Source organism: Pseudomonas sp. BP01, from assembly GCF_022760795.1.
Taxonomy (GTDB): Bacteria; Pseudomonadota; Gammaproteobacteria; order Pseudomonadales; family Pseudomonadaceae; genus Aquipseudomonas; species Aquipseudomonas putida_Q.
On record NZ_JAFBKA010000049.1, the window covers coordinates 1 to 13107 of the forward strand.

The window sequence follows — 13107 nt, forward strand, 5'->3', positions numbered from 1 at the left end:
CTCCCACAGGTGCAGCGTTGCCCAAGGGCAGTAGCTAACCTGTGGGAGCTGGCTTGCCGGCGATAGGGCCAGAGCAGGCTTACTCAATGGGTGGTAAGGCCCGCAGCCCCCATGAACAGCCGCATCACCCACGCTGCCACACCCAGGGCCGCAACACTCATTGCCCAGATCAGCACCAGCCAACCCAGTCGCTGCCACAGCGGCTTCTTCTCTTCCAGGCCATGTTTGCCGGTCATCATGCGGCCCTCCTAGTGATAGCCGTCTTCATGGGTCACCTTGCCACGGAACACGTAGTAGCTCCAGAAGGTGTACATGAGGATGAACGGCAGGATGAACAGTGTGCCCACCAGCATGAAGCCCTGGCTTTGCGGTGGCGCTGCGGCATCCCAGATCGAAATCGACGGCGGGATGATGTTGGGCCACAGGCTGATGCCCAGGCCGCTGTAGCCGAGGAAGATCAGCACCAGGGTGAGCAGGAACGGCGTGTAGTGCGCATGGCGTGCCACCGCCTTGAGCAGCCCGTAGAACGTCACCAGTACCAGCAGCGGCACCGGCATGAACCAGATCAGGTTAGGCATGCTGAACCAGCGGTCGGCGATCTGTGGATAAGCGATCGGCGTCCACAGGCTGACGATACCGATCACTACCAGCAATATCAGCGCCAGAGGCCGGGCCAGGTCATGCATCTTCTGTTGCAGCGGCCCTTCGGTCTTCATGATCAGCCAGGTGCACCCCAACAGGGTGTAGGCAACGATCAACCCCACCCCACAGAACAGGCTGAACGGGGTGAGCCAGTCGAGGGTGCCACCGGCAAAATGGCGGTCGACCACCTTGAAGCCTTCGAGGAAGGCGCCCAGGGCCACGCCCTGGAAGAAGGTGGCGACCAGTGAGCCCCCGATGAACGCCTTGTCCCAGATATGCCGCTTGTCGGCCGTGGCCTTGAAGCGGAACTCGAAGGCCACGCCACGGAAGATCAAGCCGATCAGCATCAGGATCAGTGGCAGGTACAGGGCTTCGAGCACCACGGCATAGGCCATCGGGAACGCCCCGAACAGCCCGGCACCGCCCAGGACCAGCCAGGTTTCGTTGCCATCCCACACCGGGGCGACGGTATTCATCATCACATCACGGTCCTGCTCGCCCTTGACGAACGGGAACAGCATGCCGATGCCCAGGTCGAAACCGTCCATCACCACGTACATCATGACGCCGAAAATGATGATCACGGCCCAAATTAGCGGAAGGTCGATACCCATGGCTCAGTCCTCCTTGCTCAGGCTGGCAGTCTTGGCCTCATGGCCGTCATCGGCGGCAGACAACGGCCGCGCCGGCGTGCGTTTCTGGCCAGGGCCGCCCGGTGTGTGCTCGTCGCCTTCGCCCGTTTGCGGGCCCTTGCGCACCAGGCGCATCATGTAGCCAAGGCCGGCGCCGAACAGGGCGAAATACACCACCACGAAGGCAACCAACGTGAAACCAAGCTGGGCGTAGCTGTGGTTGGACACACCGTCCGCCGTGCGCATCAGGCCATACACCACCCAGGGTTGGCGACCGATCTCGGTGGTGAACCAGCCCGCCAGCAATGCGATCAGCCCGGAAGGCCCCATCCATAGCGCCATATACAGGAACGGGCGCGAGGTGTAGAGCGTGCCGCGCTTGCGCAGCCAGAGGCTCCACAGGCCAACGAAGATCATCAGCAAGCCGAGCCCGACCATGATCCGGAACGACCAGAAGACGATGGTCGAGTTGGGCCGGTCCTCGGGCGGAAATTCCTTCATCGCCGGCACCTGCTTGTCCAGGCTGTGGGTCAGGATCAGGCTGCCGAGCGCCGGGATCTCGACCTTGAAGCGCGTGGTCTCGGCCTTCATGTCGGGGATACCGAACAGGATCAGCGGGGTGGGCTCGCCAGGCACATTCTCCCAGTGCCCTTCGATCGCCGCGATTTTCACCGGCTGGTGCTTGAGCGTATTGAGGCCGTGGAAGTCGCCGATCACCGCCTGGACCGGGGCAACGATCAACGCCATCCACATGGCCATCGACAGCATCTTGCGCACCGCCGGGTTGTCACGCCCGCGCAGCAGGTGCCAGGCCGCCGAGGCGCCGACGAAAAACGCAGTGGAAACGAACGCGGCCGTGGCCATGTGCATCAGCCGGTAGGGGAATGATGGGTTGAACACCACCGCAAACCAGTCCACCGGTATCACCCGGCCATCGATGATCTCGTGGCCTTGGGGGGTTTGCATCCAACTGTTGGAGGCGAGGATCCAGAACGTGGAGACCAGCGTGCCGAGTGCCACCATGCACGTGGAGAAAAAGTGCAGGCCGCGGCCCACACGGTTCCAGCCAAACAGCATGACGCCAAGGAAACCTGCCTCGAGGAAGAAGGCGGTCAGCACCTCGTAGGTCAGTAACGGCCCGGTCACGGCGCCAGCGAACTCGGAGAAGCGGCTCCAGTTGGTACCAAACTGGTAGGCCATCACCAGGCCTGAGACCACGCCCATGCCGAAGTTGACGGCAAAGATCTTCGACCAGAAGTGATAGAGGTCACGGTAGACCTGCTGGTGGGTCCGCAGCCACAGGCCTTCGAGGACTGCCAGGTAGCTGGCCAGGCCAATGGTGATGGCCGGGAACAGGATGTGGAACGACACGGTAAAGGCAAACTGCATTCGGGCGAGCTCTAAGGCCTCTATTCCGAACATGGTGCTTCCTCTTCAGATAATCCGGCGTCCGGGCTTGTGGCCCAGTCGCCCACTGCCCCCACTTGGTCGAGTACGGCGCGTTGGAATTGTTCTGTTCGATCGCAGGGATTCCGGCCCAGAGGGCCAATTCGTTGAATCTGGAACGATTGACCCAGATCAACGAATGCTAGGAAGCATAGTCCCGAATAGGCCGGCGGGCCGTGTGGTTGTTTGCCGCGTGACCCGTTGCCCCACCCTCTTTCATAAAGCGTGAAAAAGTGCCGATTCGGGCAAACAGTAACTACTTGTTACAAACAGATGATACGCTGCGCGCCCCTCTACTGCGCCGAGGCCCCTGGTTTCCGATGTCCGATTCCGCACCGCAGTTGTTGCGTCACCACCGCCCCTTCCTGGCCTTCTGGCTGGCCCGTGTATTCACCGCCAGCGGCTTCCAGATGCTCACCGTGGCCATTGGCTGGCACCTCTACCAGTTGACCGGCAATGTGCTGGACCTGGGCCTGGTCGGCCTGGTCGAGTTCGCCCCGCGTGTGCTGTTCATGCTGCACACCGGGCATGTGGCTGACCGCTATGACCGGCGCAAGGTCGCCGCCCTGTGCCAGAGCCTGCAGGGGCTGATTGCCCTGGCGCTGGCAGTGGGCAGCGCCACCGACAACGTCTCCCGTGAGTTGATCTTCGCCCTCGCCTTCCTGCTGGGCGCCACGCGCTCGTTCGAAATGCCGGCAACCCAGGCGCTGCTGCCCAATGTGGTGCCGCCCGGGCTGTTCCCGCGGGCTGTGGCGGCTTCGGCGTCGGCCACCCAGTCGGCAACCATCGTGGCGCCGGCGGTGGGCGGCTTCCTGTATGCCTTTGGCAGCCTCTGGGTGTATGGCCCTACCGTGGCCCTGTACGCCATCGCCTGCGTGCTCACCCTGAGCCTGCAGGCGCGCGGCCAGGTGGTGCAGCGCGGGCGTGCCAGCATCGAATCGCTGCTGGCTGGCATCCGCTTCATCCGCAGCCGGCCCGACATTCTCGGGGCCATTTCGCTGGACCTGTTCGCCGTACTGCTGGGTGGGGCCACCGCGCTGCTGCCGGTGTTCGCCAAGGACATCCTGCTGACCGGCCCGCTGGGCCTGGGCCTGCTGCGTTCGGCGCCGGCGGTGGGGGCATTGTGCATGTCGCTGTGGCTGGCGCGCTTCCCGTTCGAACGCAACGTCGGGCGAACCATGTTCACAGCAGTCGGGGTATTCGGCGTGGCCACCATCGCCTTCGGCCTGTCGACCTCGTTCTGGTTCTCGCTGGCGGTGCTGGTGGTGCTGGGCGCGGCGGACATGATCAGCATGGTCATTCGCAGTTCGTTCGTGCAATTGGAGACACCGGATGAAATGCGCGGGCGGGTGAGCGCGGTGAACGGGTTGTTCATTGGTGCCTCGAACCAGCTCGGCGAGTTCGAATCGGGCGTCACCGCGCACTGGTTTGGCACAGTGCCGGCGGTGGTGATGGGCGGGGTAGGCACGCTGGTGGTGACGGGGGTGTGGATAAAAATGTTCCCGACACTGGCCAAGCGGGACCGGTTGCATAATGGTTGATCAGTTGCCTGTGCCGGCGTCTTCGCGGGACAAGCCCGCTCCCACAGGCCGGTACAGCCAATAGGCAATGCCATTCCCAACGGCCATAGGCCCCCGCCAAGCATGCTGGTATGATGCGCGGCTTTTTTCCTCCCCACACAAAACCACGGCAACCGGTACGGTCTGTGCTTTGCTGATGGGGTCGATACATTCATGGCGCCGGGGGCGCCTTGGGGAGCGGGCATGCTGGAAAGGCTGTTTCAATTAAGAGCACACAACACCAACGTGCGCACCGAGATTCTCGCGGGCGTCACCACCTTCCTGGCCATGGCCTACATCCTGTTCGTCAACCCGAGCATCCTCGGCGAGACCGGCATGGACAAGGGCGCGATCTTCGTCGCCACCTGCCTGGCAGCGGCCATCGGCTCTGCGACCATGGGCCTGATTGCCAACTACCCGATCGCCCTGGCGCCGGGCATGGGCCTGAACGCGTTCTTCACCTACACCGTGGTGCTGCACATGGGCCACACCTGGCAAGTGGCGCTGGGCGCGGTGTTCCTGTCGGCGGTGATGTTCTTCCTGTTGTCGATCTTCCGCATCCGCGAATGGATCGTGAACAGCATCCCGCTGCCGCTGCGTTCGGCTATTGCCGCCGGCATCGGTCTGTTCCTGGCATTGATCGCCCTGCATAACGCCGGCATCGTCGTTGATAACCCGGCCACCTTGGTGGGCATGGGCGACCTCAAGCAGCCGTCGGTGATTCTCGCCACGCTGGGCTTCTTCCTGATCGTCGGCCTTGAGTCTCTAAAGGTGCGTGGCGCGGTGTTGATCGGCATCCTGGCCGTCACCGTCGCATCGATCGCAATGGGCGTGACGCCGTTCGGCGGGATCGTGTCGATGCCACCTTCGCTGGCACCTACGTTCCTGCAGCTGGACATCGCCGGTGCCCTCGATGTGGGCCTGATCAGCGTGATCTTCGCGTTCCTGTTCGTCGACCTGTTCGACAACTCCGGCACCCTGATTGCCGTGGCCAAGCGCGCCGGCCTGATGGGCAAGGACGGCCACATGCCGAAGATGGGCCGCGCCCTGATCGCCGACAGCACCGCCGCCATGGCCGGTTCCCTGCTGGGCACCTCGACCACCACCAGCTACATCGAGTCCGCTGCGGGCGTGAGCGCCGGTGGCCGCACCGGCCTGACTGCCATCGTGGTTGCCGTGCTGTTCCTGCTGGCGCTGTTCTTCGCCCCCCTGGCCGGTAGCGTGCCGGCGTTCGCCACCGCGCCGGCGCTGCTGTTCGTCGCCGTGCTGATGGCCTCGGGCCTGGCAGAAATAAACTGGGACGACGTCACCGAAGCCGCACCGGTGGTGGTGACCGCCCTGGCCATGCCGCTGACCTACTCGATCGCCAACGGCATCGCCTTCGGCTTCATTTCCTGGACCGCCGTCAAGCTGATCTCCGGCCGCCACCGCGACCTGAACCCGGCCCTGGTGATCCTTTCCATCCTGTTCGTCATCAAGCTGGGCTGGTTCAACGCATGAGTGCTGCTTTCGACCCCTCCTCCTACGCCACCCAGCTGGACGCCAAGGTGGCCCGGCTGCGCGAGCTGCTGGCGCCATTCGGCGCGCCGGAACCGGCTGTTTTCGACTCGCCGCGCGAGCACTACCGCCTGCGCGCCGAGTTCCGCCTGTGGCGCGAGGATGGCCAGCGCCACTACGCCATGTTTGCCCCGGGCGATAAGCACAAGGCGATCCTGATCGAGGATTTCCCCATCGCCAGCCAGCGCATCAATGCACTGATGCCGCGCCTGAAGGCGGCCTGGCAGGCCAGCGAGGAACTGGGCAACCGCCTGTTCCAGGTGGAGTTCCTCACCACCCTGGCCGGCGATGCGATGATCACGATGTGCTACCACCGCCCGCTGGACGAGGCTTGGGAAGCAGAAGCGCGGCAACTGGCTGAAGCGCTGGGCGTTAGCGTGATCGGCCGCTCCAAGGGCAAGCGCCTGGTGATCGGCCGCGACTACGCGGTGGAAAAACTCGACGTGGCTGGCCGTGTGTTCAGCTATCGCCAGCCGGAAGGCGCGTTCACCCAGCCCAACGGCGCAGTCAACCAGAAGATGCTGAGCTGGGCCTTCGAGGCCATTGGCGAGCGTCAGGACGATTTGCTGGAGCTGTACTGCGGCAACGGCAACTTCACCCTGCCGCTGGCCACCCGCGTGCGCCAGGTGCTAGCGACCGAAATCAGCAAGACCTCGGTCAATGCCGCGCTGAGCAACCTCGACGAGAACGCTGTGGATAACGTGCGGCTGGTGCGCTTGTCGGCAGAAGAGCTGACCCAGGCGCTGAACGAGGTGCGGCCGTTCCGTCGCCTGGAAGGCATCGACCTGAAGAGCTACGACTTCGGCACGGTGTTTGTCGACCCACCACGGGCCGGCATGGACCCGGACACCTGCGAGCTGACCCGGCGTTTCGAGCGGATTCTGTACATCTCCTGCAACCCCGAAACCCTGGCGCAGAACATCGCCCAGCTGCAAGATACCCACCGTATCGAACGCTGCGCGCTGTTCGACCAGTTCCCGTACACCCATCACATGGAAAGCGGCGTGTTGCTGGTCCGGCGTTGAACTGCCACCCGGTGGGGCCTGTATGGCCCACCGGGCGCTTCAGGAGAGTTATGCCGATGGACCAGCTGAACGCCATGCAGACCTTCCGCCGGGTCGTCGACCTCGGCAGCTTCAGTGCCGCCGCCAGCCTGGCAGGCCAGTCTCATACCGTGCTGTCACGCCAGGTGAAACAGCTGGAACGCCAGCTGGGCACGCAACTGCTTACCCGCACTACCCGTCGCCTGCACCTGACCGAAGCCGGAACACTGTTCTATCGCCACTGCGTGCAGATTCTGGAACAGATGCAAGCGATGACCCTGGAACTGTCCGAGCATCAGCAACAACCCACGGGCACCCTGCGCCTGGGCGTGGCGACCGCATTTGGCGAGCTTGAACTGGCGGGCTGGTTGCCGGACTTTGTCGAACGCCACCCGCATTTGCAGGTAGAGCTCCATTGCAGCGACCGTTTCGTCGACCTGCTGGAAGAAGAAATCGATGTCTGCCTGCGGATCACCGATCATCTGCCTGACTCCAGCCTGGTTGCTCGCCTGCTGGCGCACAGCGAGGTGCTGCTGGTGGCAGCGCCGCGCTATCTGCAACGCCACGGCACGCCCAATTCCCTCGACACACTGGTTGACCATCCCCTGCTCGGCTACAGCAATCTGCCTCACCCACAGCGTCTGCATCTGACCAACCCAGAGGGTGAACAGCGCCACATCCTGATGCCCCGGCGCCTGAGCGCCAACTCGCCGATGGCCCTGCGCGCTGCTGCCATTGGCGGGCTGGGCATTGCCAGCTTTGATCGTTTCATCGTGCATGACGCCTTGCTGGACGGGCGCCTGGTGCCGGTACTAAAGGACTGGAAACTGCCACCACGCAATCTGTATGCGGTGTACCCGCAAAGCCGCTACCTGGCACCCAAAGTGCGGGCGTTGCTGGACTATGCGCAAACCTACTACGCGCAGCCGAGATGGCAGGCCTGATCTGTGCAAAACATGAACAAGTCATGCGCGTCGATAGGCGTATTTGTGCAGGAACGGTTTAGTTAGGCTTCGTTGCACTGTCACTCAACGAAGGAACACCACCATGAAGGCATTCCAGGCAATCATTGCGGGCGTGGTGCTCGCCACCCTGGCCGTTGGCATCAACGCAGCAGAAAAAACCGTGTCAGTACCCGAGAGCGCAGCATTGAAGTGGCAGGACGTGCCCAACACCAACGGCGCAGTCAGCTACGCCAACGTTGAGGGGGACATTTTCGGCAAGGGGCCTTACTCGGCCTATGTGAAATTCAGCAAAGGGACCGACAATGGTTTGCACCAGCACAGCCAGGCACTGCCGACCGTGGTGCTGAAGGGTACTTTCTACGCGGTAATCGATGGCAAGCGCACCGAGTTTTCAGCCGGGTCCTACTACAAGCTGCCGGCCGACCTGGTGCATGAAAGCGGGTGCACTGCGGCGGCCGATTGCCTGCTGTTCCAGTACCAGGCCGATGCTTTCGACCTGAAGCCTGTCAACGGCTGATAGCCCGGGGCCGCCTTGCGGCCCCAGCTTCCCATCAGAAGTCGAAGAACACCGTCTCCCCTTCCCCCTGAATACGGATATCAAAGCGATACGCCGTCTTCCCGTCCACTTCGCAACGCTTGGCAATCAAGGTTTCACGCCGCTGTGGCTGCTCGATCAGGTTGAGCACCGGGCACTTGGCATTGGCCTGGGCTTCGTCATCGAAGTACAGGCGCGTGTGCAGGTGGATGTTGATACCACGGGCAAACAGGCTGATGTTGATGTGCGGCGCCATTGGCACGCCAGCCGCATTGTTCACCACACCCGGCTTGACCGTGTGCAGGGTCCACTCACCGGCATCGAAGGTGGTAGCGGTGCGGCCAAAGCTGTTGAAGGCGTTTTCCAGGTTGTAGGCATCCTGGTACTCGCCATTGGCGTCGGCCTGCCACACTTCAAGGAACGAGTCGCGCACCAGGTGGCCGTTACCGTCATACACCTGGCCAAGCAGCAGAATGTGCTCGCCTGGGGCGTCTGGCTTGGCCAGGCGGTTCCAGATTTCCTGATCGCGGGTCGGGTTGCCGGCCGCTTCCAGGGCCAGGCCGATGTGCACGTAGGGGCCGGCGGTCTGCGAAGGGGTTTCCGGCAGCAGTTCGATTGGCATGGCGGGTTCCTCAGCAGTTTTCGAAGTGGGTCTTGCGCTGGCCGCGCAGCACGATGTCGAAGCGGTAGGCCAGGCAGTCCATCGGGTTGGCGTTGCTCATGTCGAGCTTGGCGATCAACTGCTGTACAGCTTCAGGGTTGGCGATCGACTTGACGATCGGGCACATCGGGATCAGCGGGTCACCCTCGAAATACAGCTGGGTGATCAGCTTGGTGGCAATCGACGGGCCGCTGATGCCGAAGTGGATGTGCGCCGGGCGCCAGTCGTTCGGGCCGTTGCGCCATGGGTACGGGCCCGGCTTGATGGTGCGGAAGCTGTAATAGCCGTCGCTGTCGGTCAGGCAACGGCCGACACCACCGAAGTTCGGGTCCAGCGGTGCCAGGTAACGGTCGTTCTTGTGCCGATAGCGGCCACCGGCGTTGGCTTGCCACATCTCCACCAGGGTGTTCGGCACAGGCTTGCCGTACTGGTCGACCACGCGGCCGGCCACGATGATGCGCTCGCCGATCGGCAGGCCACCGTTGTTGAAGTTCAGCAGCAGGTCATGGTCGTGGGCGCCGAAGCCCAGGTGGGAGAAGTTCGGACCAGTGGTTTCGCTGATCGACTGTGGAATGCTGACCAGTGCCTGGCGCGGCGAGCGGGCAATGGACGTTTTGTAGTCAGGCGTAAGGGCTTTGGGGTGCCAGTTGCGATCACGGATCACGAAGCGGCTGTTGTCCTGTGCGGGCATGCCGGTTTCCTCTCTTGGAATTATGTGAACGCCTGGGCGTGGCAGGCGGACTTACAGTTTCCGGCAGGTCGCGCGCGATTAATATTGAAATCGACCACTCCATACATAACCAAATGGTTATGGATTAACACCTTGGCCTGACAGTGGTGCAGTTCCTGAACTAATCTTTGTCTTCTTGTTTCACGCTCGGGAGAGCACTCATGGAATGGCGAAAAGGCCGACGCAGCGACAACGTGGTCGATGCCCGGGGTGAAGGTGGCGGTGGCGGCGGCATGCGTTTCGGCGGCGGCAAAGGCCTGGGGCTTGGGGCAATTCTGCTGATCGTCGGCATCGGCTGGCTCACCGGGCAGGACCCGTTGCAGATTCTTGGCCAGCTCACCGGCCAGATGGAACAGCAGCAACAGCAGACGGCACCCAGTGGCACGGGTGCCAAGGCGCCACCGGCCAACGACCAGCAGGCCGAGTTCGTCGCCTCGGTGCTGGGCGACACCGAGGACACCTGGAAAGCGCTGTTTGCCGAAGCCGGCAAGCAATACCGCGACCCCAAGCTGGTGCTGTTCAGCGGCCAGGTCAATTCGGCCTGTGGCTTTGCTTCGGCAGCGGTGGGGCCGTTCTACTGCCCGGCTGACCAGCGGGTTTACCTGGACATGTCGTTCTTCCGTGAAATGGAAACCCGCTTCGCTGCGGCCGGCGACTTCGCCCAGGCCTACGTGATTGCCCACGAAATCGGCCACCATGTGCAGACCCTGCTGGGCGTTTCGGCCAAGGTCGATGCCGCACGCCGCAACGGCCAGCGCATGGAGGGCGACAACGGGCTGCTGGTGCGCCAGGAGCTGCAAGCCGACTGCCTGGCCGGGGTGTGGGCCTACCAGGCGCAAAAACGCCTGAACTGGCTGGAGCCGGGTGACGTCGAGGAAGCGCTGAACGCGGCCAACGCCATTGGCGATGACCGCCTGCAACAGCAAGGCCGCGGCCGCGTGGTACCGGACTCGTTCACCCATGGCACCTCGGCGCAGCGGGTGCGTTGGTTCAAGGCCGGGTTTGCCCAAGGTGAGGTGAACAGCTGCGATACCTTCAGCGCGCGCAGCCTCTAACACCCGATTCAACAGGTTGGCGAGATCATTGTAGAAGCGGCCTTGTGTCGCGAAAGGGCTGCAACGCAGCCCCAGGATTTCAGCGTTAGAGCTGATGTTGCCGGGGCCGCTTTGCGGCCCTTTCGCGACACAAGGCCGCTCCTACACATTTAACAGTATCTCGGGCTTTTGCTGAAAAAGCGTTTCAGCTTCCCTGATCATTGCCGATAACCCCTGCACGAGTCAGCGGGCACCCAGAACAACAACGCCTTGCGATCGAAGATCAAGAGAGCGAAAACTACTTCTGGAGAGCGTGCATGAACAGCTGGTTCGCCAACATCAGCGTCAACCTGAAACTTGGCCTGGGCTTCGGCCTGGTGCTGATCCTCACCGGCCTGCTGGCCCTGACCGGCTGGACCAGCCTGGGCAGCCTGATCGACCGCAGCAACTGGATGGGTGACATCGGCCAGCTCAACAAAGACCTGACCGACCTGCGCATTGCGCGCTTGCAGTACATGATCGCCAACGGCGACGATACCGCCGCCGCCAACACCCAGACCAAGCTGGATGCCTTCAGCAAGCAGCAGGCCTACCTGGCCAGCACGTTCACAAGCCCGGACAACGTCAAGCTGCTCAATGAGCTGGGCGCAACCATCAGCGCCTACAAGGTGTCGCTGAACAAGATGCGCCAAGGCTACGACGCTACCCGCGCTGCGCGCGTTGCGATGGACGGTTCGGCCACCCGCGCCGACCAGGCCATGGACGCCCTCAGCCAGCAAGTGATGGCGCGCCCAGAGGCTGACAGCGTGCGCCTGGCCCAGTACCAGCTGATCAGCAAGGCCCGCCAGCAACTGCTGCAGGTGCGCATCGACGTGCGCGGCTACATTGCCGACAACAGTGCTGCCAACGAGCAGGCCGCCCTGCGCCAGCTGGATGCAGCGCTAGCCGATATCGGCAACCTCAAGCGCCAGCTGCCCGCCGAGGACGCCCGCCTGCAACAGTTCGAAAGCTCGGTACTGGCCTACCGTGACGCCGTGCGCCAGTTCCGCGACGCGGTCGCCAACATCACCACCTCGCGCGCCGAAATGACGGTGCAGGGCGCAGATATCGTCAAGCGCAGCGATGCGCTGTACCAGATCCAGCTGGAACGCCGCGACATCGAGAGCACCCAGGCCCGCACCCTGCAGGCCATCGCTACCCTGCTGGCGCTGCTGGTCGGCATCCTGGCAGCGGTACTGATCACCCGCCAGATCACCGGCCCACTGCGTGAAACCCTGGTAGCGGTAGAAAAGATCGCCAGCGGCGACCTCACCCAGCATGCGCGCATCACCCGCCGCGACGAACTGGGCGTGCTGCAGCAAGGCATCGCGCGTATGGGCACCACCCTGCGCGAGCTGATCACCGGCATCCGCGATGGCGTCACCCAAATTGCCAGCGCCGCCGAAGAGCTGTCGGCAGTCACCGAACAGACCAGTGCCGGCGCCAACAGCCAGAAGGTCGAGACCGACCAGGTGGCCACCGCCATGCACGAAATGGCCGCCACCGTTCAGGAAGTGGCGCGCAATGCCGAGCAGGCCTCGCATGCCGCCACCGGTGCCGACGACGAAGCCCGCGCCGGCGACCGCGTGGTAGGCGAGGCGATTGGCCAGATCGAACGCCTGGCCGAGGACATGCACCGCTCTACCGAGGCCATGAACCTGCTGCAGCAGGAAAGCCAGAAGATCGGCAGCGTGATGGACGTGATCAAGTCGGTGGCCGAACAGACCAACCTGCTGGCGCTCAATGCGGCGATCGAGGCGGCGCGTGCCGGCGAGGCCGGTCGTGGTTTTGCCGTGGTCGCCGACGAAGTGCGTGGCCTGGCCCAGCGCACGCAGAAGTCCACCGAAGAAATCGAAGCGCTGATTGCCAGCCTGCAGGATGGGACCCAGCAAGTGGCGAACGCCATGCAGGGCAGCCGTACCTTGACCGACAGCAGCGTCGAACTGGCACGTAAGGCCGGGGCCTCGCTGGAGAACATCACCAGCACGGTGTCGAGCATCCAGTCGATGAACCAACAGATTGCTGCGGCGGCGGAGCAACAGAGTGCAGTGGCTGAAGAGATCAGCCGCAGCATCCTGAATGTGCGTGATGTGTCCGAGCAGACGGCGGCGGCCAGTGACGAGACGGCAGCGTCGAGCGTTGAGCTGGCGCGGTTGGGTGGGCAGTTGCAGATGCTGGTCAGCCAGTTCCGAGTCTGATCTGGGTAACCTGGGGCCGCTTTGCGGCCCTATCGCCGGCAAGCCAGGCTCCCACAGGGACCGCAC

The 13107-nt window shown here is 63.3% G+C and carries 12 protein-coding genes and 1 pseudogene; 8 read left to right on the forward strand and 5 right to left on the reverse strand.

The window, feature by feature from the left end; all coding sequences use genetic code 11:
* Positions 1-83: 83 nt before the first annotated feature.
* The 3 genes from JOY50_RS27475 to JOY50_RS27485 are packed head-to-tail and all read right to left on the reverse strand — an operon-like array spanning position 84 to position 2696.
* Positions 84-239: a DUF2474 domain-containing protein gene (locus JOY50_RS27475; protein ID WP_016489104.1), complete on the reverse strand. Its 156-nt coding sequence runs from the start codon at positions 237-239 to the stop codon at positions 84-86.
* Between the two features lie 9 nt (positions 240-248).
* Positions 249-1256, reverse strand: coding sequence for a cytochrome d ubiquinol oxidase subunit II (gene cydB / locus JOY50_RS27480; protein WP_138737486.1), 1008 nt, complete (start codon positions 1254-1256; stop codon positions 249-251).
* 3 nt (positions 1257-1259) lie between these two features.
* On the reverse strand, positions 1260-2696 hold the full coding sequence (locus tag JOY50_RS27485; RefSeq protein ID WP_019473085.1) for a cytochrome ubiquinol oxidase subunit I: 1437 nt from the start codon (positions 2694-2696) through the stop codon (positions 1260-1262).
* Between the two features lie 344 nt (positions 2697-3040).
* Between JOY50_RS27485 and JOY50_RS27490 the strand changes: the two genes are divergently transcribed.
* The 5 genes from JOY50_RS27490 (at position 3041) to JOY50_RS27510 (ending at position 8361) form a co-directional block, all read left to right on the forward strand.
* On the forward strand, positions 3041-4261 hold the full coding sequence (locus JOY50_RS27490) for an MFS transporter (protein WP_243056125.1): 1221 nt from the start codon (positions 3041-3043) through the stop codon (positions 4259-4261).
* Positions 4262-4483: 222 nt separating this feature from the next.
* Positions 4484-5779 (forward strand): NCS2 family permease, encoded by a 1296-nt coding sequence (locus JOY50_RS27495; RefSeq protein ID WP_016497921.1) that lies wholly within the window; start codon positions 4484-4486, stop codon positions 5777-5779.
* Positions 5776-6861: a tRNA (uridine(54)-C5)-methyltransferase TrmA gene (trmA, locus tag JOY50_RS27500; RefSeq protein ID WP_016497920.1), complete on the forward strand. Its 1086-nt coding sequence runs from the start codon at positions 5776-5778 to the stop codon at positions 6859-6861. Before JOY50_RS27495 ends, trmA begins: the two co-directional genes overlap by 4 nt.
* A 56-nt stretch (positions 6862-6917) precedes the next feature.
* Positions 6918-7823: a LysR family transcriptional regulator gene (locus JOY50_RS27505; protein WP_243056126.1), complete on the forward strand. Its 906-nt coding sequence runs from the start codon at positions 6918-6920 to the stop codon at positions 7821-7823.
* A 103-nt stretch (positions 7824-7926) separates the two neighbouring features.
* Entirely contained in the window at positions 7927-8361 is a 435-nt protein-coding gene (locus tag JOY50_RS27510) for a cupin domain-containing protein (protein ID WP_243056127.1), read from the forward strand.
* A gap of 34 nt (positions 8362-8395) precedes the next feature.
* On the opposite strand, the gene pcaG is transcribed toward JOY50_RS27510, so the two are convergent.
* Together pcaG and pcaH are read right to left on the reverse strand one after the other, a co-directional pair.
* Positions 8396-9001 carry a protocatechuate 3,4-dioxygenase subunit alpha gene (gene pcaG, locus JOY50_RS27515; protein WP_003251601.1) on the reverse strand — a complete coding sequence of 202 codons (606 nt, stop codon included), beginning with the start codon at positions 8999-9001 and terminating at the stop codon, positions 8396-8398.
* Positions 9002-9011: 10 nt separating this feature from the next.
* Positions 9012-9731, reverse strand: a complete 720-nt coding sequence (gene pcaH, locus JOY50_RS27520) for a protocatechuate 3,4-dioxygenase subunit beta (protein WP_016489110.1) — start codon at positions 9729-9731, stop codon at positions 9012-9014.
* Positions 9732-9931: 200 nt separating this feature from the next.
* On the opposite strand from pcaH, the gene JOY50_RS27525 reads away from it, so the two are divergent.
* The 3 genes and pseudogenes from JOY50_RS27525 to JOY50_RS29395 all read left to right on the forward strand — a co-directional run bounded on the left by JOY50_RS27525 (position 9932) and on the right by JOY50_RS29395 (position 13041).
* On the forward strand, positions 9932-10825 hold the full coding sequence (locus tag JOY50_RS27525; RefSeq protein WP_063422447.1) for a neutral zinc metallopeptidase: 894 nt from the start codon (positions 9932-9934) through the stop codon (positions 10823-10825).
* Positions 10826-11256: 431 nt separating this feature from the next.
* Positions 11257-12186 (forward strand): annotated as a pseudogene (locus JOY50_RS29390) (methyl-accepting chemotaxis protein); the annotation flags it as partial.
* On the forward strand, positions 12178-13041 hold the full coding sequence (locus tag JOY50_RS29395; protein WP_405046017.1) for a methyl-accepting chemotaxis protein: 864 nt from the start codon (positions 12178-12180) through the stop codon (positions 13039-13041). The pseudogene JOY50_RS29390 and the gene JOY50_RS29395, both read left to right, overlap by 9 nt.
* Positions 13042-13107: the final 66 nt, after the last annotated feature.

What these genes read in the sequence shown, in the direction of transcription:
- JOY50_RS27510 (WP_243056127.1), top strand. Translation starts at nt 7,927, where the DNA reads ATGAAGGCATTCCAGGCAATCATTGCGGGCGTGGTGCTCGCCACCCTG.
- JOY50_RS27495 (WP_016497921.1), top strand. Translation starts at nt 4,484, where the DNA reads ATGCTGGAAAGGCTGTTTCAATTAAGAGCACACAACACCAACGTGCGC.
- JOY50_RS27485 (WP_019473085.1), bottom strand. Translation starts at nt 2,696, where the DNA reads ATGTTCGGAATAGAGGCCTTAGAGCTCGCCCGAATGCAGTTTGCCTTT.
- pcaG (WP_003251601.1), bottom strand. Translation starts at nt 9,001, where the DNA reads ATGCCAATCGAACTGCTGCCGGAAACCCCTTCGCAGACCGCCGGCCCC.
- JOY50_RS29395 (WP_405046017.1), top strand. Translation starts at nt 12,178, where the DNA reads ATGGGCACCACCCTGCGCGAGCTGATCACCGGCATCCGCGATGGCGTC.
- pcaH (WP_016489110.1), bottom strand. Translation starts at nt 9,731, where the DNA reads ATGCCCGCACAGGACAACAGCCGCTTCGTGATCCGTGATCGCAACTGG.
- JOY50_RS27490 (WP_243056125.1), top strand. Translation starts at nt 3,041, where the DNA reads ATGTCCGATTCCGCACCGCAGTTGTTGCGTCACCACCGCCCCTTCCTG.
- JOY50_RS27505 (WP_243056126.1), top strand. Translation starts at nt 6,918, where the DNA reads ATGGACCAGCTGAACGCCATGCAGACCTTCCGCCGGGTCGTCGACCTC.
- JOY50_RS27525 (WP_063422447.1), top strand. Translation starts at nt 9,932, where the DNA reads ATGGAATGGCGAAAAGGCCGACGCAGCGACAACGTGGTCGATGCCCGG.
- JOY50_RS27475 (WP_016489104.1), bottom strand. Translation starts at nt 239, where the DNA reads ATGATGACCGGCAAACATGGCCTGGAAGAGAAGAAGCCGCTGTGGCAG.
- cydB (WP_138737486.1), bottom strand. Translation starts at nt 1,256, where the DNA reads ATGGGTATCGACCTTCCGCTAATTTGGGCCGTGATCATCATTTTCGGC.
- trmA (WP_016497920.1), top strand. Translation starts at nt 5,776, where the DNA reads ATGAGTGCTGCTTTCGACCCCTCCTCCTACGCCACCCAGCTGGACGCC.